Origin of the sequence: Sphingomonas phyllosphaerae FA2 (genome assembly GCF_000427645.1) — a bacterium.
GTDB lineage: Bacteria > Pseudomonadota > Alphaproteobacteria > Sphingomonadales > Sphingomonadaceae > Sphingomonas > Sphingomonas phyllosphaerae.
On sequence record NZ_KE386571.1, the window covers coordinates 333,247 to 355,656 of the forward strand.

Consider the following 22,410-nt stretch of genomic DNA (forward strand, 5'->3'; position numbering starts at 1 on the left):
GCTTTGCACCGGCGGCGGGCGCCGCCGCCTTCGCCCTAAAAGCAAACGCCCGGGCCGTTATCCACGACCCGGGCGCCTGCGTGACGATCGCTCGTCAGCCCCCTATCCAGCCTTAAGCCCGCACGCTTTTCCCGAGGGATCAGCGGGGCTTGATGGCGTTCCCCGAACCACGGCCTTTTGCCTGTGTGCCAGTGCCCGCAGGTATGCGGTGCGGCTTGTTCGCTGTCGATACAAATGAACCGCGGCAAAACCGATTGCGGCGACTATGTGACGATTCCGCAACAGCCCCCATTGCGCATCAGCGGGTGGCTCCCTATCGCGGCCGGCATGTTGCTGTCCCGCTATGAGAGCATGATCGCGCGGCGGTATCTGCTGCCGGGCAAGGGTGAACGCTTCATCGTGCTGGTGGCGGGCTTCTCGCTTGGCGCAGTGATGCTTGGGGTCGCCGCGCTGGTGATCGTCATGAGCGTCATGAACGGCTTCCGCGCGGAGCTGTTCGACAAGATCGTCGGGCTGAACGGCCATGCCGTGGTGCAGGGCTATAACAACCGCCTCGACAATTGGCAGCGCGTCGTCGAGCTGGCCAGGACGACGCCGGGCGTGACCAGCGCCGTGCCGATGATCGAGCAGCCGCTGTTCGCGACCTTCAACGGCCGCGCCGAGGCGATCCTGCTGCGCGGGATGCGCCCGGAGGACATCCGCACCAACGCCACGATCCGCACCAAGATCGTCGCCGGCAGCCTCGCGACGCTGACCCCGAACAGCGGCAATGTCGCGATCGGCGCGCGGCTGGCGGAACAGCTCGGTGCGACAATCGGCTCCGACATCACCGTCATCAGCCCACTTGGCCGCTCGACGCCGTTCGGCACGATGCCGCGCAGCGTCAGCTACCGGGTCGGGGCGATCTTCGAGGTCGGCGTCTACGATTACGACAAGGCCTATGTCGTCATGCCGTTGCAGGACGCGCAGACCCTGCTGCTGACCGGCGACACCGTTGGCATGATCGAGTTGCAGACCACCAATGCCGACAAGGTCGGCGAGATCCTCGCCCCGCTCGCCAAACAGGTGCAGCCGTACGGCATCATCAGCGACTGGCGACGCCTCAATTCGGAACTGTTCGACGCGCTGGCGGTCGAGCGCGTGGCGATGTTCGTCGTGCTGTGCATCATCATTCTCGTCGCCGCGTTCAACATCGCCAGCTCGCTGATCATGCTGGTGCGCGCCAAGACGCGCGACATCGCGATCCTGCGCACGATGGGCGCGAGCCGCGGCGCGATGCTGCGGATCTTCATGACGGTCGGCACGACGATTGGCGTGCTGGGCACCTTCGCGGGGCTGGCGCTCGGCGCGATCTTCCTGTTCTTTCGCCAGTCGGTGGTCAATTTCGTCCAGCTGGTCACGGGGCAGAACCTGTGGGATCCGTCGATCCGCTACCTCACCGAATTGCCGTCGAAGGTCGATCCGGTCGAGGTGACCGCGATCGTCATCATCACGCTGCTGATGACCTTCCTCGCCACTGTCTATCCGGCGCTCAAGGCCGCCAATACCGATCCGGTCGAGGTGCTGCGGTATGAATAGCGTACCCGCGCCCGACGGCGCGCCCGCGGTCCTCCAGACCACCGGCCTCGCGCGCAGCTTCACGCAGGGCGAGACGACGATCCACGTCCTGCGCGGCGTCGATCTGGCGGTCCGCCCCGGTGAGATCGTCGCGCTGCTCGGGCCGTCGGGCTCGGGCAAGTCGACCTTGTTGCAGGCGGTCGGATTGCTCGAAGGCGGCTTCTCGGGCTCGATCCGCATTGCGGGCACCGAAGCCGCCAAACTCGACGCCGCCGGGCGCACCGCGCTCCGCCGCGACCGGCTGGGGTTCGTCTACCAATTCCACCATTTGCTGCCCGATTTCAACGCAATCGAGAATGTCGTCCTGCCGCAGCTGATCCAGGGTGCCGAGCGCGCGCCGGCCGAGGAACGCGCCGCCGCGCTGCTCACCGCGCTCGGCGTCGGACACCGCTTGACGCACCGTCCCTCCGCGCTGTCGGGCGGCGAGCAGCAGCGCGTCGCGGTCGCACGCGCGCTCGCCAACCGCCCGGCGCTGGTGCTCGCCGACGAGCCGACCGGCAACCTCGACGAAGCCACCGCCGATCGCGTGCTGGCCGAGTTCCTGCGGCTGGTGCGCGGGGAGGGTTCGGCCGCGCTGGTCGCGACGCACAACGAGCGGCTGGCCGCGCGGATGGACCGCGTCGTCCGACTCCACGAAGGGCAATTGGAGGGCGCGGCGTGAACGCGATCACCGACCTGACCGTCACCGGGGCGGATGGCGCGCCGGTTTCGCTCGAACAATGGCATGGGCAAGTGCTGCTGATCGTCAACACTGCCTCGAAATGCGGGTTCACGCCGCAGTACGAGGGTCTTGAGGCGCTGCAGCGCCGCTTCGCCGATCGCGGCTTTGCGGTGCTCGGCTTTCCCTGCAACCAGTTCGGCGCGCAGGAGCCCGGCGATGCCGCGGAGATCGCGAGCTTCTGCTCGCTGACCTATGACGTGACCTTCCCGATGTTCGCGAAGATCGACGTCAACGGTGCGCAGGCCGCCCCGCTGTTCGAGCGGCTGAAGGCAGACGCGCCGGGCGTGCTGGGGACGAAGGCGATCAAGTGGAACTTCACCAAGTTCCTCGTCGACCGGGAAGGTCGGGTGGTGCGCCGCTACGCGCCCACCACCAAGCCCGAGGACATCACCGCCGATATCGAGGCGCTGCTGTAGCCGATGTTCGGCGATCGCGTGATGCTCGGCTGTATGTTCGGGCTGATCCTCGCGATCCTCGCGCTGCTGCTGGTCGCGATGGCGCTGGTGCACGTAGCGGCAAGATAGCCCACGTCATTCCGGACTTGATCCGGGATCCCGCTTCTTCTTACATCGGTCGGCAGGAAGAAGAAGCGGGGCCCCGGATCAAGTCCGGGGCGACGAACAGAAAGTCTTTTAAGCGAAGACCCCTCAACCCGGCATCGCGAACGCATCCGCGCCCTTGCGGTGATCGCTCGCGGCGGTGATCGCGGTCACGCCGCCGACCAGAAAGCTCACACCCAGGATGAACCCCGGCAGCGTCAGCGCGGACCACGGCACAGTCGCGAGGATGAACCCCGCCAGCAGGATGTTGACCACGCCCAGCGCGATCATCAGCCCGCGCCGCCGCCGCATCCGGAAGCCGAGCACCACCTCCAGCACGCCGCGCACCAGCAGCCACACGGTAACCATCAGCGTCAGCGACAGCGCGCCGGTCGCCGGCTCGAACACCATTACCGCGCCGACGATCACCGACAGCACGCCGAACAGCACCGCATAGATGCGCCCCTCATGCCCTTGTCCGAACAAACCGGCGGCGATCGAAAATACGCCCGAGACGAACAGCAGCGTACCGATCACCATTGTCGCCGCATAGGTCGCGGCGAACGGCCACACGAACGCCGCCACCCCCAGCAACACCGACACCACGCCATACGCCATGATCCAGCCCCAGCCCGCGCCGGTCGCCGCGCCGGGGATGCCGAACCCACGTTCCGATGAAGCTCCGAATTGTGCCATGTCGATCACTCCATTCCGGCTGGGCGAACGGGTCGGCGTGTTCGCGGTTCCGCTCAAGCTGTCGGGGATGGTCGAATCGGGTCGGCGCGCCTAGGTTGCAGCGATGCCGCATTCCGGGTTCGTGCCACTCCGCATCTTCTCCAGTTACACCATGCTCGACGGCGCGATCGAGCCGAAGGCGATTGCCAAGCGTGCGGCGAAGCTCGGCTTTCCCGCCGCGGCGCTGACGGATCGCAACGGCCTGTATGCCGCGATGGCGTTTTCGGACGCGGCGATGGGCGCGGGTGTTCAGCCGGTGATCGGCACGATGCTGGGCGTTGCGCGCCCCGATATGCCGGAGGGCGTCGCGACCGCCACCGACTGGATCGCGCTCTATGCGCAGGACGAAACCGGCTACGACAATCTCTGCGCGTTGGTCAGCCACGCGCACCTCGATCGCCCGCTCGAACTCGCGCCGCACGTCGGGTTCGATGTGCTGGAACGCCATTCCGCCGGGCTGATCGCGCTGACCGCGGGCGGCGAGGGCGGGGTGGCGCGGCTGTTCGCCGAGGATCAGCCCGATCGCGCCGCGGCCTATGCCGACCGCCTCCACGCGATCTTCGGCGACCGGCTTTATATCGAATTGTGCCGCCGCGATGATGCGATCGAGGACAAGGCCGAGCCGTTGCTGCTCGACCTCGCCTATGATCGCAACTGGCCGATTGTCGCGACCAATCCGTGCTGCTTTGAAGAAGCCGATTTCGGCGACGCGCATGACGCGATGCTGTGCATTGCCTCGTCGAGCTACGTCGAAAGCGAGGACCGCCCGCGCAGCTGCGGCCATGCGTGGATGAAGCCCGCGATCGACATGGCGGCGCTGTTCGCCGATCTGCCCGAGGCGCTCGCGAACACGCTCGTCGTCGCGCAGCGCTGCGCGGTCGCCGCGCCGAAGCGCAAGCCGATCCTTCCCAGCCTCGCGGGCGACCGCGAGGGCGAGGCGGCGATGCTGCGCAGCGACGCCGCCGCCGGGCTGGAGGCGCGGCTCGACCGGATCGAGGAGCTCGGCGCGCAGCCCGAAGGCGATCCCGACTGGCGCGAAACGTACCGCAAGCGGCTGGCGTTCGAGGTCGACGTCATCATCCAGATGGGCTTTCCCGGCTATTTCCTGATCGTCGCCGACTTCATCAAATGGGCGAAGGATCACGACATTCCGGTCGGGCCGGGGCGTGGTTCGGGCGCGGGCTCGGTCGTCGCCTGGGCGCTGACGATCACCGATCTCGACCCGATCAAGCTGGGCCTGCTGTTCGAGCGCTTCCTGAACCCGGAACGCGTATCGATGCCCGACTTCGACATCGACTTCTGCGAAACCCGGCGTGGCGAGGTGATCCGCTACGTCCAGGAAAAATACGGTCGCGATCAGGTCGCGCAGATCATCACCTTCGGAAAGCTCAAGGCGCGCGCGGTGCTCAAGGATACCGGGCGCGTCCTCCAGATGAGTTATGGCCAGATCGATCGGCTCGCCAAACTGGTGCCCAACCACCCGACCGATCCGTGGGACCTCAAGCGCGCGCTGAACGGCGTGCCCGAGATCGCCAAGGAATATTCCAACGACAATCAGGTCCGGCAGCTCTGGGACCTCGCGACCAAGCTGGAGGGGCTGCCGCGCCACTCCTCGACGCACGCCGCGGGCGTGGTGATCGGCGACCGCCCGCTCGCGCAATTGGTGCCGCTCTACCGCGATCCGCGCTCGGACATGCCGGTCACGCAGTTCGATATGAAATATGTCGAGGGCGCCGGGCTGGTGAAGTTCGACTTCCTCGGGCTCAAGACCTTGTCGGTGCTCAAGAAGGCCGTCGAGCTGCTCAAGAAGCGCGACATCCACGTCGATCTCGACGCGCTGCAATGGGACGACGAGGGCGTCTACAAACTGCTCCAGCGCGGCGACACGGTCGGCGTGTTCCAGTTGGAATCGGAAGGGATGCGCCGCACGCTGTCCGCGGTGCGCCCGACCAATTTCGGCGACATCGTCGCGCTCGTCTCGCTCTACCGCCCCGGTCCGATGGACAACATTCCGTCGTTCGGTAGGCGTAAGCAGGGGACGGAAGAGATCACCTATCCGCACCCGTTGCTGGAGCCGATCCTCGCCGAGACCTACGGCATCTTCGTCTATCAGGAACAGGTGATGCAGGCCGCGCAGGTGCTGGCGGGCTATTCGCTCGGCGGCGCGGATCTGCTGCGGCGCGCGATGGGCAAGAAGATCAAGGCGGAGATGGACGCGCAGCGCGCCACCTTCGTCACCGGTTGCGCCGAGCACAACCAGATCCCCGCGCCCTATGCCAATCAGCTGTTCGACTTGATCGACAAGTTCGCGGGGTACGGCTTCAACAAGTCGCACGCCGCCGCCTATGCGCTGCTCGCCTACCAGACCGCGTGGCTGAAGGCGCATCACCCGGCCGAATTCTTCGCCGCGTCGATGTGCTACGATCTCCACCTTACCGACAAGCTGGCGATCTTCGTCGACGACGCGCGCCGGCTCGGCATCCCGTTGCTCCCGCCGTGCATCAACGGCAGCGTCGCCGAGTTCGACGTCCAGCTGAACGACGAGGGCCAGCCCGCCGTCCGCTACGCGCTCGCCGCGCTCAAATCGGTCGGCGAGGGCGCGATGGAGAAGCTCTGCGAGGAGCGTACCACCGCCGGCGCGTTCAAAAGCCTCGACGATCTCGCCGCGCGCGTCGACCCGCGGCTGCTCAACAAGCGTCAGCTGGAGACGCTCGCCGCGGGGGGCGCGTTCGACGGACTGGAGCCCAACCGCGCTGGCGTCCATGCCGTCGCCGAGACGGTGCTCGCGATCGCGGCACGCACGCACGAGGGGCGGACCAGCGGGCAAGGCGGGCTGTTCGGCGACGATGCAGGCGCAGGCGACGCGATCAAGCTCCCCGCCAGCGCGCGCTGGTCGCTCGCCGAGCGGATGGAGCAAGAGAAGGAGGCGTTCGGCTTCTACTTCTCCGCGCACCCGGTCGACCGCTACCGCCACCTCGCCAAGACGCACGGCGCGCGGACGTACGTCACGCTCGGCGAGTTGCAGATCGCAGATGGCGCGCGTGTGATGGCGACGATGGCGGTGCTGGTCGAGGAGGCGCGCTGGCGCACCTCGGCGCGCGGCAAGCGCTATATGATGGCGACGCTCTCCGACGCGACCGGACAGTTCATGGCGACCTGCTTCGACGACGGCCCCGCCGCCGATCTCGAAGAGGCCGCCAAGAGCGGTGGGTGCGGGCTGGCGACCGTCGAGCTGGACCGCCGCCCCGGCGAGGAAACGCCGCGCGTGACGGTCAAGTCGATCAAGCCGTTCGAGACGCTCGCCACCTCGACGCGCTTCGCGCTGGAGGTGCATGTCGCCGACGCCGGCGCGGTGGCGGGGCTCGCCTCGCTGATCGGGCCGCTGCGTGGCGCGCGCGGCAAGGTGACGCTCAAGGTGCCGATCGGCGAGGGGGAGATCGCCACCGTGATCCTGGACCGCGACTTCGCGCTCGACGCCGAACTGGCCGAGCGGATCGAGGCGCTGCCCGGCGTGACCAAGGTCGACTTCGAGGTCGAGGAAACCCGCTTGCGGTCAGTGGGGTGAAGCGACTTCACCCCTCCCCCTCGGGGGAGGGGCCGGGGGTAGGGCAGTCACGCATCACCGCCACGATCCCCGCGACATAGGTCCGCAACACCGCGCGCACCTGCTCCGGCATCAAAGTCACCCCGCCATCCAGCGCCAGCGTCGCCATCCCATGCACGATCGCCCAGCACCCTAGAGCCGCAGTTGGATCGTCCGCCCCCACCAGCGCCGCGACGCGCCGGGTGAGAATCGCGAACGCCGGCGCATCCGGCTGCTTCGGCGCCGCCGCGCCGCGCGCGAACATCGCGCGGAACAGCGCCGGATGCGCGCACGCGAAATCCACATAGGCAACCCCCTGCGCGACCAGCCGCTCGGCATCGCTGCCCTCGGCATCCGCCGCCGACAGGGCGTCGAGAAACAGAGCGAACCCGCGCTCGGCGACTGCGGCCAGCAACGCTGCCTTGTCGGCGAAATGCCGGTAGGGCGCCATCGCCGAGACCCCCGCCGCCCGCGCTAGTGCGCGAATGCCCGGCTCGGCCTCGCCCGCCTCCAGCATCACGATCGCGTGATCGAGTAGCGTGTCGCGCAATCCTGTCGCCGGAACCATCACCTGTTTACACCGTATACATGGCTGCGTATGTGTACGGTGTAAACAGCGGAGCGACGATCATGCAAGCCAGCGATGCCAAAAGGATGACGGTCGACCTTGCGGCGTGGCCGGATCTGGTCGTGGTGATGCTCGGGTTTCGCGTCGGCAGCGTGCGCGGCCTGCCGTCGTTCCTGCGCATCGGTCGCGGGCTGCGTGAGATCGCGCAGTCGCCGCCCGACGGCCTGCTCGCCGCGCACCAATGCCTGCACGGCTGGAACCACGTTGGCATCCGCCAATATTGGCGCGACCTCGACAGCCTTGAGGCGTTCACCCGCTCGATGCCGCACGCCGGCTGGTGGAAGGACTTCCTCGCCGATCGCCACGGCAACGGCTTCTGGCACGAAGCCTATGCCGCGCGTGGCGGAATGGAGGCGATCTATGTCGACATGCCGCACGCCCCCGGCCTCGGCGCCTTCGCCCCGGCGCTGCCCGCACACGGGCGACTGATGTCGAGCCGCAGCCGCTTGGGGCGGTGAGTAACCCTTTTACGTCGTCCCGGACTTGATCCGGGGCCCCGCTTCTTAGCGGCGTATCGGGAAGAAAGCGGGACCCCGGATCAAGTCCGGGGCGGCGAAGGAGGGGAACTCAGAACAACTCCCCCTGCGCCCCCGCCGGTTTGCGAAACAGATCGCACCGCAGGTCGAGCGCCCGCCGCCGGTCCGGGAACCCCGCCTTGCCGCGCGCGATCCGAAAGCGCGTCCGCAGCAATTCCGCCCACGGTCCCTGACCCTTCATCCGCATCCCGAACCGCGGGTCATTGTCCTTGCCCCCACGCAGCGACTGGACGATCGCCATCACCTTGCCGGCGCGATCGGGATAATGTTCGTCGAGCCACGCGCGGAACAGCGGCGCGACCTCCCACGGCAGCCGCACCGGGATGTACGACACCCCCAGCGCCCCCGCCGCCGCCGCGCGCGCGACGATCGTCTCGACCTCGCTGTCGGTGATCGCCGGGATCACGGGCGCCATGTTGACATAGGTCGGAACGCCGGCGTCGCTGAGCGTGCGGACCGCCGCCAGCCGCCGCTCGGGCGCCGTCGCGCGCGGCTCCAGCGTCATCGCGATGCGTGGATCGAGCGAGGTGATCGACATCGCCACCGCCACCAGCCCCTTCGCCGCCATCGGCGCCAGCAGATCGAGATCGCGCACCACCCGGTCGGACTTGGTAGTGATGACCAGCGGATGATCGCATTCCGCGAGCACCTCGATCAGCGCGCGCGTAATTCGCCATTCGCGTTCGATCGGCTGATAGGGATCGGTGTTCGTCCCCATTGCGATCGGCGCGCAGGCATAGCCCGGTTTGCCCAGTTCCGCGCGCAGCAGCGTGGCAGCATCGGGCTTGGCGAACAGCTTCGTCTCGAAATCCAGCCCCGGCGACAGATCGTGGAACGCATGGCTCGGCCGCGCGAAGCAATAGATGCAGCCATGCTCGCAGCCGCGATAGGCGTTGATCGAGCGGTCGAACGGCACGTCGGGCGACTGGTTGCGCGAGATGATCGTCCGCGGATGCTCGACGGTGACGGTGGTGCGCACCGGCGGCGGCGCGCCGTCGATCACTGCCCGCGCGTCGCGCCAGTCGTCGTCCTCTTCCGCCTGCGGCAGGTTGAAGCGCGCACTACGCGTGTTGAGGGTCGCGCCGCGGTGAGGCCGTGGATTCGCCATTGCGCAAGGCTATTCGGTCGAATAGAACGTTACAAGAACAAACAGGGAGATGCGATGTGGCCCGCCTCTATTATCTCGAGCTGCCGACCCGCGACCGGGCTGCGTCCAAAGGCTTTTACGCGCAGGCATTCGGCTGGACCTTCACCGATTTCGGGCCGGATTATGCGGCGACGCTCAGTGGCGATACCGATGTCGGGCTCGACGCCGCACCGGACCGCGTTGCAGCGCCGTTGCCGGTGATCGAGGTCGAGGATCTGGAGGCGGCGCAGGCCGCGGTCGAGGGGGCCGGCGGCACGATCACGGTGCCGATCTTCGCCTTTCCGGGCGGCCGACGTTTCCACTTCCGCGATATCGACGGACACGAACTGGCGGCGTCGCAGGCGGGATGAGTTTGTCCGTCATTGCGAACGGAGCGAAGCAATCCAGAGCCGGATCAGGACGCCCTGGATTGTTTCGCTGCGCTCGCAATGACGGCTTGATAGCGTTCCCGCCTACCGCTCCATCAACCGCGGCATCAACTCGACGAAATTACACGGCCGATGGCGGCTATCCAGCTGCGATGACAGGATACCGTCCCACGCATCCCTAACCGCGCCCGTCGACCCCGGCAGCGCGAAGACATAGGTCCCGCGCGCCACGCACGCGCAGGCGCGGCTCTGCACCGTCGAGGTGCCGATCGTCTGGAAGCTCAGCCAGCGGAACAGCTCGCCGAAGCCGGGGATCATCTTGTCGGCGACGCGCTCGACCGCTTCGGGGGTCACGTCGCGCCCGGTGACGCCGGTGCCGCCGGTGGTGATGATGCAATCGACCTGCGGATCGTCGATCCAGCGGTGGAGCTGCGCGATGATCGCCTCGACATCGTCGCGCAAGATCGCGCGTTCGGCGAGCATGTGCCCGGCATCTGACAGCCGCGCGACCAATGTGTCGCCGGAGCGATCCTCCGCCACCCCGCGCGTGTCGGAAACGGTCAGCACTGCGATGCGGACGGGCAGGAAGGCGCGGCTTTCGTCGATCGGCATCGTAGCGGGGTAGCGGCGCGGGGCGGGGGCGTCCAGCGGGCGGGCCATTCTGGCTGGAGTGTTTCAGATAAGTTGACGCGTCACCCCGGCGAAGGCCGGGGTCCAGTTGGGGGACGCTGATGATGCGCGTCACGCTTCATTGCGAGGGCTTTCCCGACTGGACCCCGGCCCTCGCCGGGGTGACGGCGGGAATGCATTCATGTGAACTATCTCGGCGCGGGAGGGGCGTTCAGCACCAGCGCCATGTCACCGCCTCTACGTCGCCCCGGACTTGATCCGGGGCCCCGCTTTCTGACCAGCGAGCAAGAAGAAGCGGGATCCCGAATCAAGTCCGAGATGACGACCTCGAAACCCGCGCCCTCAGTTTGACTGGATCGGCGTCTGCACCCCGACGCTGGCATTCACCGCCAGCGCGGTGTTTGGCGCGGGGTTCATCCGCACCGCGCTCGCCCCCGGCAGACCCGGGAAGCGCGGCCACATGCCCTGCGCCAGTGCGGCGCGGCTCGGGCTCTTCGCCTTGCCGCCCTGCGCCTCGTACATCCAGTAATTGCGCAGCACCGTCACCACGTACCCGCGCGTCTCCCAATAGGGGATGCTCTCGATATACAGCAAAGGATCGCCGCCGTCGCGCACCAGCGCGTTCCATTCGCCGACCGGCTTCGGCCCGGCATTATAGGCCGCGATCACCTTGGGCAGCAGCCCGCCGGTCAGCCCCATGTCGCGCAATTTCTCTATATGCCGCTGCCCGATGTCGATATTGGTCGACGGCCGCGCCAGCGCATTCTGATCGATCGTCAGCCCACGCTCGCGCATATAATCGGTCGCGGCGGCGGGCATGATTTGCATGAGCCCGAATGCCCCGGCCGGGCTGCGCACCTTGTTGCGGAAGCCCGATTCCTGCAGCGTGTGCGCGTAGACCAGCGCCTTGTCGATCCGCCAGCCGGTATCCGGCGTCCAGTTCGGCATCGGATAGCGCGTGTCGGCGGTCGCGACCGCACCCTGCGGCAGATTGTGCGCCAGCCAGACGGTCGTGGCGGGCAGATTCAGCGACTCGCTGAAGCGGACGAGGCTGGTGAACTCGCCTGGCGTGCCGATCCGCGCCTGTTGCCGCACCACGCGATCGGCATCGTCGCTCTCGCCGATCTCGGCCAGCGCGGCGGCGACGCGGATGTTCGGGCGTCGCTCCAGCCGGGTCCAGTCGGCGGAGACGCGCTGCGGGCGCACCGCCGGCATTCCGAGCCCCAGCGCCTGCCGCGCGAGCAGCCCGTAGAAGGTCTCGCCATATTGCGCCGCGATCTTCAGCCGCGCCTCGACCTTGTCGGGCCGCCCGCACGCCATGTCGGCGCGCGCCGCCCAGAACAACGCGGTCGCGCGCAGGTCGATATCGGGGCTGCGCGCCGCGACATTCTCGAATTCGGTCTGCGTCGTCGTGCAATCCTGCTGCCGCCATGCCGCCAGCGCCTGCGTCCAGCGGCCGTGGATCGCCCAGTCACCGCTGCCCAGCGCCGCCTTTGCGCCCATCGTGCGCGCCTGCGGATCGAGCCCTTGCAGGAAATAGATCCACGCGATCCGCGCCTGCCATTCGGTCTGCGCCTCGGGGGACAGGCCGGCGGTGCTCTCCAGCAACGCCTGCGCCTCCGCGCCGAGATCGGCCTTGACCAGCGGCTGCATCTTCACCGCCAGATCGGCGGCGATCTGGTCGCTGGCGGTCGCCTTGGCGCGGACACGGATCGGCGCGCCGTCGTTCCAGATCAGTCGTTGCTGCTCGGGGAGGATCGGCAGATCGCTCAGCCCGCGCGCCTTCGCCACGCGCAGCAGCGCATCGCCCTGCGGCAGTTCGGGCGCTTCCGCGAGCAGTCGCGCCACCGCCGCGCCGTCCGCCTTGGGCGAGCCCTTGGCGGTGTACAGCTCGGCGCGGGCGTAGGCGTGGAGCGGCCCGGTCGCCATCGCATCGAGCGCCAGTTGCGCGTCGCTCCACCGCCCCTCATGGATTGCCGCGAACACCGCGCGATAGGCGCTGCGCTGCTCGGGGGTCAGCTGCGCCGGGATGCCGGCGTCCTCGCTCGCCGAGGGTGGCGGGGCAGGGGGGGCGACCACCGGCAGTCCGCCGCCGACCGGCGCGGCCTGTGCCGGCGCGACCAGCGCCATTGCGGTGGCGATCATCAGCCCGGAGGCATACGCAACTTTCAAGACTCGACCTCCCCGGTCAGCAACAACAGGTCTTTCCACGCTTCCGCCTTGGCGGTGGGCCGATCGAGCAGGAAGCGCGGATGATGGCTCGCCACGACCTGCGTGACCGTGCCATTCTTATGGTTAAGTGCATGGAAACGCCCGCGCGCATCCGCGACGTTCATCGTCAGGATCGCACGGCTGGCCGCATCGCCCATCACCAGCAGCCGTTTCGGCGCGGCCAGCGCGACATGATGCCGCGCGATCTCGCCCAGCCGCGCCTCGATATCGCGCGGCACGCGGCCGGTGGTCGGCCGCCGCACGCAGACCGAGGCGAGCGCGGTATCGGCGCGCGACCGCCCGATCGCGGCGAGCATCCGCTCGAACAGCCGCCCGACCTCACCCTCCATCAACAGCTCGCGGTCGTCACGCTCGGGACAGTCGACGAACACCATCAGCTCGGCATCCGCCGGCCCGCTCGCCGCGATCGCGCCGCCGCCCCAGCGCGCCTCGGGCGCGGCGTCGCCGACCCGCCACGCCGCGAACGCCGCCGCGTCCTCTGGCAGCGCGTCCCCGGCCGGCGCGACCTCCGCCGCCGCCGGACGAGCCGCCTGCCGTGCCGCGAGCTGCCGCGCCGCGCTGTCGAGCCATGCGAACCCGTCGTCACCGACCACCACGTCGACCCCGGCATCGTGCCACCAGTCGAGCGCGCTGGCCGCGGCTTTCGCCCAGTCGAGATTCTGATCGGCCCCCATGCCGCCATAGGATGGAGAGTTGACGCGAAGGTCAACTTACTGGCACCGCCGATGCCGATAGAACGTTGGCACGATACGACGAGCGCCCGGTGCGGGTGCGCGCGCAGGAGATGACGAAGTGAGCGACCGCGAATCCATGCCCTATGACGTGGTAATCGTCGGTGCCGGTCCCGCGGGGCTGTCGGCGGCGATCCGCCTCAAGCAACTGGCCGCCGAACGCGAGGCGGAGATTTCGGTCTGCGTGCTCGAAAAGGGCTCCGAGGTCGGCGCGCACATCCTGTCGGGCGCGGTGATCGACCCGCAGACGCTCGACGAATTGCTCCCGACGTGGCGCGACGACGGCTGCCCGCTCGCCGAGGTCCCCGTGACCCAGAACCACCACTGGGTGCTCACCAAGGCGGGCAAGTTCAACCTGCCGCACCTGTGGACCCCGCCGTTCCTCCACAACAAGGGCACCTATACCGGCTCGCTCGCGAACCTGTGCCGCTGGCTGGCGGGCAAGGCCGAGGAACTGGGCGTCGAGATCTTCCCCGGCTTCGCCGCCGCCGAGATCCTGTTCAACGACGACGGCAGTGTGAAGGGCGTCGCGACCGGCGACATGGGCGTGGCGCGCGACGGCACGCACAAGCCCGATTACCAGCCCGGGCTCGAACTCCACGCCAAATACACCTTCTTTTCCGAGGGGTGCCGCGGGCATCTCTCCAAGGAGCTGATGCGGATCTTCGACCTGCGCCGCGATTGCGATCCGCAAGTCTATGGCCTCGGCGTCAAGGAATTGTGGGACATCGACCCCGCGCTCCACGAACCCGGCAAGGTCGTCCATACGCAGGGCTGGCCGCTCAGCGAGCATGGCGGCAACGGCGGCGGCTGGATCTATCACCAGGCCGGCGGGCAGGTGTCGATCGGCTTCGTGACGTGGCTCAACTATTCCAACCCTTATGTCTCACCTTTCCAGGAGATGCAGAAGTGGAAGACCCACCCACAGGTCGCCGCGCTGCTGAAGGGCGGCAAGCGCGTCAGCTACGGCGCGCGCGCGATCAGCGACGGCGGGTTGCAGTCGATCCCGAAGCTGGTCTTCCCGGGCGGTGCGCTGATCGGTGACAGCGCCGGGTTCCTCAACGTGCCGCGGATCAAGGGCACGCACACCGCGATGAAGAGCGGGATGCTCGCCGCCGAGGCGGCGGTCGACGCGATCCTGTCGCAGCGTGGCGGCGACGAACTGGTCGCATACCCGGAAGCGTTCGAGCGCAGCTGGGTGAAGAAGGAGCTGTCGATCGTCCGCAACGTCGTGCCGCTGGTTAAGAAGTTCGGCGACTTCCTCGGTTCCGGGCTGGCGGGCGTGACGATGTGGGCGGAATATCTCGGGCTGAAGATGCCGTTCACGCTGCACCACCACCCCGATCACGAGACGCTGTGGCGCAAGGATCTGGTCAAGAAGATCGACTACCCCAAGGCCGACGGCGTACTGACCTTCGATCGCCTGTCGTCGGTGTTCCTGTCGAACACCAATCACGAGGAAGACCAGCCGGTCCACCTGACGCTCAAGGACCCGGACGTTCCGGTCGCGTACAATCTCCCGCTCTACGACGAGCCGGCGCAGCGTTACTGCCCGGCGGGCGTGTACGAGGTCGTCGGCGAGGAAACCGGCGACCCGAAGTTCGTCATCAACGCGCAGAATTGCGTCCACTGCAAGACCTGCGACATCAAGGACCCGACGCAGAACATCAATTGGGTCGTGCCCGAAGGCGGCGGCGGCCCGAACTACCCGAACATGTAAGGAAGCCGCCGGTATCGTCGCCCCGGACTTGATCCGGGGCCCCGCTTCTTTCTCAGCGTCAAGCTGGGGAGCGGCGTGCCGGATCGGCTGCGGCATCAGCGATCACCGTTCTCGTTTCTCCGTCTCGCAATCGCCGTTTCGGGAAAGAGCAATCGGGAACAGGTTTTGGGAAAAGCTTGAGCCGCGGGCGTCCGTCTACGCGATCGGCGCGGCGGGCTTGCCATCGCAGGTTCCTTTTTGGGAAAGGAACCTATGCGCAGGTCCCGTTGATCGAGGTCAGTTTCGAGGACGTGTAGAAGGCATGGCCTGTTAAAGATATGACCTCTGCGATTGTTGCTGCTCACCAAACCTGAAGAGGCGTCCATGACGGAGCCAGTCCAGCTTTACGGGTATCGCTACAGCGCGTACACTCGCGTTGCGCGCTTGGCGTTGCTTTCAAAAGGCGTGACCCATCACGTTCAAGAAGTCGACCCATTTGGCGAAGCTTCAGAAACATACCTGACAGTTCATCCATTCGGTCGAGTACCTGCCCTCTCCCACGGAAGCTTCAAAATATTCGAAACGAACGCAATCACTAGATATGTTGATCGCATGTTTGATGGGCCATCGCTACAACCCCACGATGCAGCGTCAGTAGCTAGGATGGATCAAGTGATCGCAGTTGTTGACGCCTATGCTTACTGGCCAATGGTGCGGCAGGTTGCTTCTCATTCGTTCTTTCGCCCGTTTTTCGGTGACCCATCCAGCAGTGCCGAGGTCGAGACGGGATTGGTGGCATCGGCAAAGGCATTGTCTTTTCTTGATGGCGTCGCGAAGGAGGGTTTTGTGCTGACTGGGTACGATATCACCCTCGCAGATTGTCACGTCGCTCCAATGATCGACTATTTCGTCCGCGCCGAAGAAGGGGCAAAAGCGCTTTCAGCGCTACCCAACCTCCAAAACTGGTGGGATAGAGTTTCAGCTTTGACAATCATGCACGCCACCGATCCATTCGCAGACGTGCAAGCACCCTAGGGAACGCTGGACTCGCGCAGACATTCGACGGTTGCATATCACGAGCCATTCCCGAAACTCGATCCGAAATGGGAAAGGCTCTCCGCACCGCGTCATGACTCTCGCAACTCGCTCGGCCGTGCAAGTGATCGCTTTGTCGACTGTGTCGTTATGAATTATTATGAACGCCTATATAAAGCGAGTTCGACGATGGGTGGATATGCCAGAATGACCGTGGTGGTCCCCGAGTCGATGGCGGAGACGATCCATGCCGCCATTGCGGCGGGCGAGTATGCGTCGGCGAGCGAAGTGGTACGCGATGCGATGCGCCTGTGGAACGAGCGCCGGGCGTTTCGTGGAGAAGAATTGCGGCTGCTGCGCGATGCTTGGGACAAGGGCAAGGCCAGCGGCATTGCCGGTCCGCTCGACATGAAGGCGGTGATTGCGGAAGCCCGAAGCGAGGCTGACGCCGCACGCTGAGATGACCGCGATCGTCATTTCGCGCCGCGCCCGCGAGGATTTCAAGCCGATCTGGACTTATATCGCGCTGGATGATCAGCGTGCCGCCGATACGCTGTTGCTGGCACTGGACAGCAAGATCGCGCGGTTACGGGATTTCCCCGCCATCGGTACGCTGCGCGACGACATCCGGCCCGGTGCGCGATCACTCGTTCATGGCCGCTATCTGATCCTTTACGAGCATGACGCCAGCGCCGATCAGGTCGAGATCGTCGCGATCGTTGAAGGGATGCGTGACCTCGACCGCCTGTTGTAAATCGGGCTCGTCAGACCTTACCGCATTCCCCCCTGAACGCACCCGCCCCCTCGCGTGTTAAGCCACGCATGACCCGCCGCCCGCCGCCACTGGACCTCGCAGTCCGCCCCCTCTACCCCGACCGGCCCTCGACCATTCGCATCCGAAAGGCCGCCGCCACGTTTACCCGCCGCCTCGCGCTCCCGCTCGCCGCGACGCTCGCCGGCGCCGCGCTGCCCGCCGCGGCGGCGACGGTCGACCCGGCGGCTTATGCCCGCGCGCGGATCGCCGAAGCGGACGGCGCCGTCTCCAGCGCCGCGCAGGATTATGCCCGCGTGCTCGCCGACGATCCGCAGGACATCGCGATCGCGCTACGCACCTTCCGCGCCGCGGTGCGGGCCGGCGACATGCCGCTCGCCGATCGCGCCGCCGCCGCGCTCGCCGCGCAGAACGCCGCGCCCTCCGACACCGCGCTGCTGACACTCGCCCGCGCCGCGCGTGACGGCGACCGCGCGGGCGCGGAAGCGGCGCTCAAGCGCTTCGATGGCGATCGGCTGCGCATCCTCGCACCGCCGCTCCGCGCATGGCTCGCGCTGGAGGCGGGCAACGATCCGTTCGCTGCGCTCGCGCAGGCCCGCGACGAGCCGGTCGCACGGCGCTTCGCCGCCGAGACGCGCGCGCTGCTCCTGGTCGCGACCGGCCGCACCGACGAAGGCGTGGCGGCGGTGCGCGCGCTGGGCGGCGCGGCCGATCTCGCCGCCTTCGACGAGCGCGTCGCGGCGGCGCGGCTGCTGATCGGGCAGGGCAAGGACAAGGCGGCCCGCGCGTTGCTCGACGACGATGCCGGCGCGACCGCGCTGCGCGTCGAGCCGAACCGTGGCGCGCGGCCGACGCTCGCCTTCGGCGCTGCGCACCTGTTCACGCGCATCGCCGCCGATCTGGCGAGCGGCGAGGATCCTGGCGTGCTCACCTACACGCTGCTGCGCGCCGCGCTGCGCGCCGATCCTGCCAATGATCGCGCGCGGCTGCTGCTCGCCGGGGTGCTGGCGGGCGACGATGCGCTCGATGCCGGGCTGGCGCTGCTCGGCGAAGTGCCCGCCGACAGCCCCTATGCATCGCTTGCCGACACGGGGCGCGTCCAGATGCTTGCGGACGGCGGGCGCGAGGACGAGGCGCTGGCGCTGCTCGACACGCTGACCGTGTCGAAGAAGACGCCGATCGGCGACGTCCAGCGGCTCGCCGATCTGCAGATGCGGCTCGATCGGCCCGCGCAGGCCGTGCCGCTCTACGCGCGGCTGGTGAAGCAGGCCGGCGCGGCGGCCGACTGGACCGACTGGTTGCAATATGGCGCGGCGCTCGACGGGGCGGGGCGGTGGCCCGCGGCGCGCGATGCACTGGAGAAGGCGGTCGCGAAAGGCCCCGAGCAGCCGCTCGCGCTCAACTATCTGGGCTATGCGCTGACCCAGCATCGCGAGCGCGTCGACGAGGCGCAGGCAATGCTGGAAAAGGCCGCGCGGCTGAAGCCCGACGATGCCGCGATCGCCGACTCGCTCGGCTGGGCCTTGTACCTGCGTGGTCAACCGGCGCGCGCGCTGCCGTTGGTAGAGCGGGCCGCGCAGAGCGACCCGCTCAGCGCCGAGATCGGCGAGCATCTCGGCGATCTCTACTGGCAGGCCGGGCGCCGCTACGAGGCGCGCTACGCCTGGACCGCCGCGCAGGCGACCGCGACCCCGGTCGAAACCGCGCGGCTCGCCGCCAAGATCAAACAGGGACTGCCGCAGTGATGATCGCCGAAACTGCCCCCGCCAAGCTCAACCTCGCGCTGCACGTCCGCGCGCGGCGGGCGGACGGCTATCACGAGCTGGAGACGTTGTTCGTCTTCGCGCGCGACGGTGACCGGGTGACGGTCGCCCCCGCGACCACGCGGAGCTTCGCCGTCACTGGCCCCTTCGCCGAAGCGGTCGGTCCGGCCGCCGACAATCTGGTGACACGCGCCGAGGCGGCGTTCCGGCAGGCGTTCGTTCCCGACGCGATCCATGCGGTGACGCTCGACAAGCATCTGCCGGTCGCTTCCGGGATCGGCGGTGGCTCGGCCGACGCCGCCGCGACGCTGCGCGCGCTCGCCCGGCTGCACGGGCTGCCCGTCGATACGCCACGGCTGCTGACGATCGCCGCCGACCTGGGCGCGGACGTCCCCGCCTGCCTGCTCGGCCGCCCGACCTTCGGACGCGGACGCGGCGATGCGCTCGCGCCGATCGCGGGGCTCGGCGACATGCCGGCGCTGCTGGTCAACCCCGGGGTGGCGGTGTCGACCGCGCAGGTGTTCGCGCATTGGGATGGCGTCGATCGGGGCGCGCTCGATCTGACCGGAACGACACTGGAGCGCGCCCGGGCGGGCAGAAACGATCTCCAACCGCCCGCCGAGGCGATCGCACCCGTGATCGGGGCTGTTATTTCCGGTCTCGCCGCGTCACCAGGGGCGGTTTTGACGCGCATGTCCGGCTCCGGCGCGACCTGTTTCGCGCTGTTCGACGACGCGGCGACGCGCGACTCAGCCGCTGCGGCGATCGCAAACGCGGCACCCGCTTGGTGGCTATGCCCGACCACGATCAGCTGAAAAGCTTGTATTCAGGGCGAAGTTCGCTACTTGTTCTTGTGGAACAAACTGAATACAACGGCACGGCGCGTTGAATGCGGCGCGCGGTTGCTCTAGCGAAAGGCTCCACGGCAATGGCCGCCAAACTTCAGGTGATCGATACCGGCATGGCAACCGCGAATACAGACCGTCAAAAGGCGCTCGACGCCGCGCTGGCACAGATCGATCGCGCCTTCGGCAAGGGCTCGGCGATGAAGCTGGGTCAGAAGGAAACGATGCAGGTCGAGGCGATCTCGACCGGCTCGCTCGGGCTCGACATCGCGCTCGGCGTCGGCGGCCTGCCGCGCGGGCGCGTGATCGAGGTCTACGGCCCGGAAAGCTCGGGCAAGACGACGCTCGCGCTCCACGTCATCGCCGAGGCACAAAAGAACGGCGGCACCGCCGCGTTCGTCGATGCCGAGCACGCGCTCGACCCGGTCTATGCCAAGAAGCTGGGCGTCAACATCGACGAGCTGATCGTGTCGCAGCCCGATACCGGCGAGCAGGCGCTGGAGATCGTCGATACGCTGGTGCGTTCGAATGCGATCGACGTGCTGGTGGTCGACTCGGTCGCCGCGCTGGTGCCGCGCGCCGAGATCGAGGGCGAGATGGGCGACAGCCACGTCGGCCTGCAGGCGCGACTGATGTCGCAGAGCCTGCGCAAGCTGACCGGCTCGATCAGCCGCTCGCGCTGCATGGTGATCTTCATCAACCAGCTCCGCATGAAGATCGGCGTGATGTACGGCAATCCCGAGACGACGACCGGCGGCAACGCGCTGAAGTTCTACGCCTCGGTGCGCCTCGACATCCGTCGCACCGGCGCGATCAAGGACCGCGACGAGGTGATCGGCAACTCGACGCGCGTGAAGGTGGTGAAGAACAAGGTCGCGCCGCCGTTCAAGCAGGTCGAATTCGACATCATGTACGGCGAAGGTATCTCGAAGATCGGCGAGATCCTCGACATCGGCGTCAAGGCCGGGCTGGTCGAAAAGGCCGGTGCGTGGTTCTCCTACGATTCGGTGCGGATCGGGCAGGGGCGTGAAAATTCAAAGAACTTCCTGCGCGAAAATCCGGAAATGACCGAGCGGCTCGAAAAGGCGATCCGTGGCCGTACCGAGCAGGTCGCCGACGGAATGATGGCCGGGCCGAGCGAGGACGACGACGTCTGATCGCAAGCGCGGATCGGACGCGGGACAGATGACGGGCGCTGCCGACTGGAGCGGGCGGGTCGGCGATGTCTGGGCGGCGGAATATGCGCGGACCGAGCGCGCCTTTTCCGCCACTGCCGCGGCGCTCGACGCGGCGATTGCGACGGTCGCGCCTGTTTCGGGGCACGCCGTCGATCTTGGCTGCGGCGTCGGCGGCACCACGCTCGCACTCGCCGCAGCCCGGCCGATGCTGCAGGTCACCGGCATCGACCTGTCATCGTCGCTGATCGAGGTTGCACGGTGGAGGGTGGGGGAGGCAGCCGCTGCTCCCGCTTTCGTCGTTGGCGACGTGTTGCAGGTGTTGCCGACCCTCGCGCCGCTTGATCTGCTCGTCTCGCGGCACGGGCTGATGTTCTTCGCCGACCCGGTCGCTGGCTTTTCTGTGTTGCGTGCGGCGACCGCACTCGACGCGCCGCTCGTGTTTTCCTGTTTCGCTGCCCGTTCGGAGAATGAATGGGTCACGGTGCCGGAACGCACACTCGGCCTGTCCCCGCGGGTAGAAGGCGCCTATGCGCCCGGGCCGTTTGCGCTTGGCGATGCGACGTTCACGCGCGCGCTGTTGCACCAGTCCGGTTGGACGGACGTGCAGTTGCGCCTCCACCGGGTCGATTATGTCGTCGGATCGGGTATTGATCCGGTCGAGGATGCACTTGCCTTCTACCGCCGCATCGGTCCGCTGGCGTCGCTTCTGTCCACGGCATCGCCCGCGGAGCGCCAAAGTCTTGAAACGCGCCTGCGCGACGTGCTGGCTTCGCGGATACGCGACGGTGCCGTGACGTTCTCCGCTGCGATATGGATCATCACCGCTCGGGCGGGGAAGGAAGTCGCATGACGATCATCGTGCATCACCTCGAGAACTCACGCTCGCAGCGCATCCTGTGGCTGCTCGAAGAGCTGGAGATCGCCTACGAGGTAAAACGCTACGAGCGGAACAAGGCGACGATGCTGGCGCCTCCCGAACTCCGCCGCGTCCATCCGCTCGGCAAGTCGCCGGTGATCGAGGACACCGCAGCACATGGGGCGATCGGCCCACGCGTGATCGCCGAAACAGGCGCGATCATCGAATATCTGGTCGATCGCGCGGACGGTAAGCTGGGGGCACCGTCAAAGCGCGACGATGCGCTCGCCTACCGCTTCTGGCTCCATTATGCGGAAGGCTCGTTGATGCCGCCCTTGCTCGTGAAGCTGGTGGTGTCGCGCATCCCGCTGCTCGGCAAGCGCGTGGCGGCACGAATTCAGCCGATGATCGACCGCCACCTCGATTATGTAGAGACTTCGCTGTCGGATCACCCGTGGTTTGCCGGCGATAGCTTCACCGCCGCAGACGTCATGATGAGCTTCCCGTTGGAGGCCGCGCGAAGCCGCGCCGGGCTCGATGCCAGCCGGCCGAACACGATCGCCTGGCTGGAGCGTATCCACGCCCGTCCGGCCTATCAGCGCGCCTTGGCGGCGGGCGGACCCTACGCCTATGCGTGATGCCGCGCGGCGTGCGCCGGCTCTTCCGCGGACGCGATGGGAACGCATCATGCGGGGACCGCGCCTATTATTTGGGCGCCCATAAACCGATCCGACCGCGAGCTACCTCGCGGCCGGGGTTCAGGAGCGGGATCCCGGATCAAGTCCGGGGTGACGG

General features: G+C 67.4%; 21 protein-coding genes. 15 read left to right on the forward strand and 6 right to left on the reverse strand.

Annotated elements, in window-relative coordinates; translation table 11 throughout:
* Positions 1–327: 327 nt before the first annotated feature.
* Genes SPHPH_RS0101995 through SPHPH_RS0102005 form a run of 3 tightly spaced genes read left to right on the forward strand, consistent with a single transcriptional unit; the run spans position 328 to position 2,754 of the window.
* Entirely contained in the window at positions 328–1,578 is a 1,251-nt protein-coding gene (locus SPHPH_RS0101995) for a lipoprotein-releasing ABC transporter permease subunit (RefSeq protein WP_028965187.1), read from the forward strand.
* On the forward strand, positions 1,571–2,278 hold the full coding sequence (locus SPHPH_RS0102000) for an ABC transporter ATP-binding protein (RefSeq protein WP_037487893.1): 708 nt from the start codon (positions 1,571–1,573) through the stop codon (positions 2,276–2,278). Before SPHPH_RS0101995 ends, SPHPH_RS0102000 begins: the two co-directional genes overlap by 8 nt.
* Positions 2,275–2,754: a glutathione peroxidase gene (locus tag SPHPH_RS0102005; RefSeq protein WP_028965189.1), complete on the forward strand. Its 480-nt coding sequence runs from the start codon at positions 2,275–2,277 to the stop codon at positions 2,752–2,754. The genes SPHPH_RS0102000 and SPHPH_RS0102005 overlap by 4 nt, the downstream gene beginning before the upstream one ends.
* Positions 2,755–2,985: 231 nt before the next feature.
* On the opposite strand, the gene SPHPH_RS0102015 is transcribed toward SPHPH_RS0102005, so the two are convergent.
* Positions 2,986–3,573: an HdeD family acid-resistance protein gene (locus SPHPH_RS0102015; protein WP_037487895.1), complete on the reverse strand. Its 588-nt coding sequence runs from the start codon at positions 3,571–3,573 to the stop codon at positions 2,986–2,988.
* Between the two features lie 103 nt (positions 3,574–3,676).
* Here SPHPH_RS0102015 and dnaE point away from each other — a divergent pair, with 103 nt between their 5' ends.
* On the forward strand, positions 3,677–7,177 hold the full coding sequence (gene dnaE, locus SPHPH_RS0102025) for a DNA polymerase III subunit alpha (RefSeq protein ID WP_028965191.1): 3,501 nt from the start codon (positions 3,677–3,679) through the stop codon (positions 7,175–7,177).
* Positions 7,178–7,184: 7 nt separating this feature from the next.
* On the opposite strand, the gene SPHPH_RS18645 is transcribed toward dnaE, so the two are convergent.
* Positions 7,185–7,763: a TetR/AcrR family transcriptional regulator gene (locus SPHPH_RS18645; RefSeq protein ID WP_081668441.1), complete on the reverse strand. Its 579-nt coding sequence runs from the start codon at positions 7,761–7,763 to the stop codon at positions 7,185–7,187.
* A 62-nt stretch (positions 7,764–7,825) separates the two neighbouring features.
* Here SPHPH_RS18645 and SPHPH_RS0102035 point away from each other — a divergent pair, with 62 nt between their 5' ends.
* Positions 7,826–8,281 (forward strand): monooxygenase family protein, encoded by a 456-nt coding sequence (locus SPHPH_RS0102035; RefSeq protein WP_028965192.1) that lies wholly within the window; start codon positions 7,826–7,828, stop codon positions 8,279–8,281.
* Between the two features lie 109 nt (positions 8,282–8,390).
* On the opposite strand, the gene SPHPH_RS0102040 is transcribed toward SPHPH_RS0102035, so the two are convergent.
* A complete protein-coding gene (locus SPHPH_RS0102040; RefSeq protein ID WP_028965193.1) occupies positions 8,391–9,467 on the reverse strand; it encodes a PA0069 family radical SAM protein in 1,077 nt (358 codons plus the stop codon).
* Between the two features lie 56 nt (positions 9,468–9,523).
* On the opposite strand from SPHPH_RS0102040, the gene SPHPH_RS0102045 reads away from it, so the two are divergent.
* Positions 9,524–9,856 carry a VOC family protein gene (locus SPHPH_RS0102045; RefSeq protein WP_028965194.1) on the forward strand — a complete coding sequence of 111 codons (333 nt, stop codon included), beginning with the start codon at positions 9,524–9,526 and terminating at the stop codon, positions 9,854–9,856.
* Between the two features lie 102 nt (positions 9,857–9,958).
* Here SPHPH_RS0102045 and moaB read toward each other — a convergent pair whose 3' ends face one another.
* The 3 genes from moaB to SPHPH_RS0102060 all read right to left on the reverse strand — a co-directional run bounded on the left by moaB (position 9,959) and on the right by SPHPH_RS0102060 (position 13,410).
* Positions 9,959–10,486, reverse strand: coding sequence for a molybdenum cofactor biosynthesis protein B (moaB, locus tag SPHPH_RS0102050; RefSeq protein ID WP_028965195.1), 528 nt, complete (start codon positions 10,484–10,486; stop codon positions 9,959–9,961).
* 360 nt (positions 10,487–10,846) lie between these two features.
* Positions 10,847–12,634: a lytic transglycosylase domain-containing protein gene (locus SPHPH_RS18650; protein WP_156026132.1), complete on the reverse strand. Its 1,788-nt coding sequence runs from the start codon at positions 12,632–12,634 to the stop codon at positions 10,847–10,849.
* Positions 12,635–12,672: 38 nt separating this feature from the next.
* A complete protein-coding gene (locus SPHPH_RS0102060) occupies positions 12,673–13,410 on the reverse strand; it encodes a uracil-DNA glycosylase family protein (protein WP_028965196.1) in 738 nt (245 codons plus the stop codon).
* 118 nt (positions 13,411–13,528) lie between these two features.
* Between SPHPH_RS0102060 and SPHPH_RS0102065 the strand changes: the two genes are divergently transcribed.
* The 9 genes from SPHPH_RS0102065 to SPHPH_RS0102100 all read left to right on the forward strand — a co-directional run bounded on the left by SPHPH_RS0102065 (position 13,529) and on the right by SPHPH_RS0102100 (position 22,253).
* On the forward strand, positions 13,529–15,187 hold the full coding sequence (locus SPHPH_RS0102065) for an electron transfer flavoprotein-ubiquinone oxidoreductase (RefSeq protein WP_028965197.1): 1,659 nt from the start codon (positions 13,529–13,531) through the stop codon (positions 15,185–15,187).
* A gap of 330 nt (positions 15,188–15,517) precedes the next feature.
* On the forward strand, positions 15,518–16,201 hold the full coding sequence (locus SPHPH_RS20645; RefSeq protein WP_202900627.1) for a glutathione S-transferase family protein: 684 nt from the start codon (positions 15,518–15,520) through the stop codon (positions 16,199–16,201).
* A 207-nt stretch (positions 16,202–16,408) separates the two neighbouring features.
* Entirely contained in the window at positions 16,409–16,660 is a 252-nt protein-coding gene (locus SPHPH_RS0102070; RefSeq protein WP_238302809.1) for a ribbon-helix-helix domain-containing protein, read from the forward strand.
* A 1-nt stretch (position 16,661) separates the two neighbouring features.
* A complete protein-coding gene (locus tag SPHPH_RS0102075) occupies positions 16,662–16,955 on the forward strand; it encodes a type II toxin-antitoxin system RelE/ParE family toxin (RefSeq protein WP_028965199.1) in 294 nt (97 codons plus the stop codon).
* A gap of 68 nt (positions 16,956–17,023) precedes the next feature.
* Positions 17,024–18,718 carry a tetratricopeptide repeat protein gene (locus tag SPHPH_RS0102080; protein WP_081668444.1) on the forward strand — a complete coding sequence of 565 codons (1,695 nt, stop codon included), beginning with the start codon at positions 17,024–17,026 and terminating at the stop codon, positions 18,716–18,718.
* Complete coding sequence (locus SPHPH_RS0102085) at positions 18,718–19,551, forward strand: 4-(cytidine 5'-diphospho)-2-C-methyl-D-erythritol kinase (protein ID WP_028965201.1); 834 nt, start codon at positions 18,718–18,720, stop codon at positions 19,549–19,551. Before SPHPH_RS0102080 ends, SPHPH_RS0102085 begins: the two co-directional genes overlap by 1 nt.
* A gap of 113 nt (positions 19,552–19,664) precedes the next feature.
* Positions 19,665–20,738 carry a recombinase RecA gene (gene recA, locus SPHPH_RS0102090; protein WP_028965202.1) on the forward strand — a complete coding sequence of 358 codons (1,074 nt, stop codon included), beginning with the start codon at positions 19,665–19,667 and terminating at the stop codon, positions 20,736–20,738.
* Positions 20,739–20,766: 28 nt separating this feature from the next.
* Positions 20,767–21,609, forward strand: a complete 843-nt coding sequence (locus tag SPHPH_RS0102095) for a class I SAM-dependent methyltransferase (RefSeq protein WP_028965203.1) — start codon at positions 20,767–20,769, stop codon at positions 21,607–21,609.
* The gene (locus tag SPHPH_RS0102100) at positions 21,606–22,253 is read left to right on the forward strand and encodes a glutathione S-transferase family protein (protein ID WP_028965204.1); all 648 of its coding nucleotides are present in this window, start codon (positions 21,606–21,608) and stop codon (positions 22,251–22,253) included. The genes SPHPH_RS0102095 and SPHPH_RS0102100 overlap by 4 nt, the downstream gene beginning before the upstream one ends.
* The last annotated feature ends 157 nt before the right edge of the window (positions 22,254–22,410 follow it).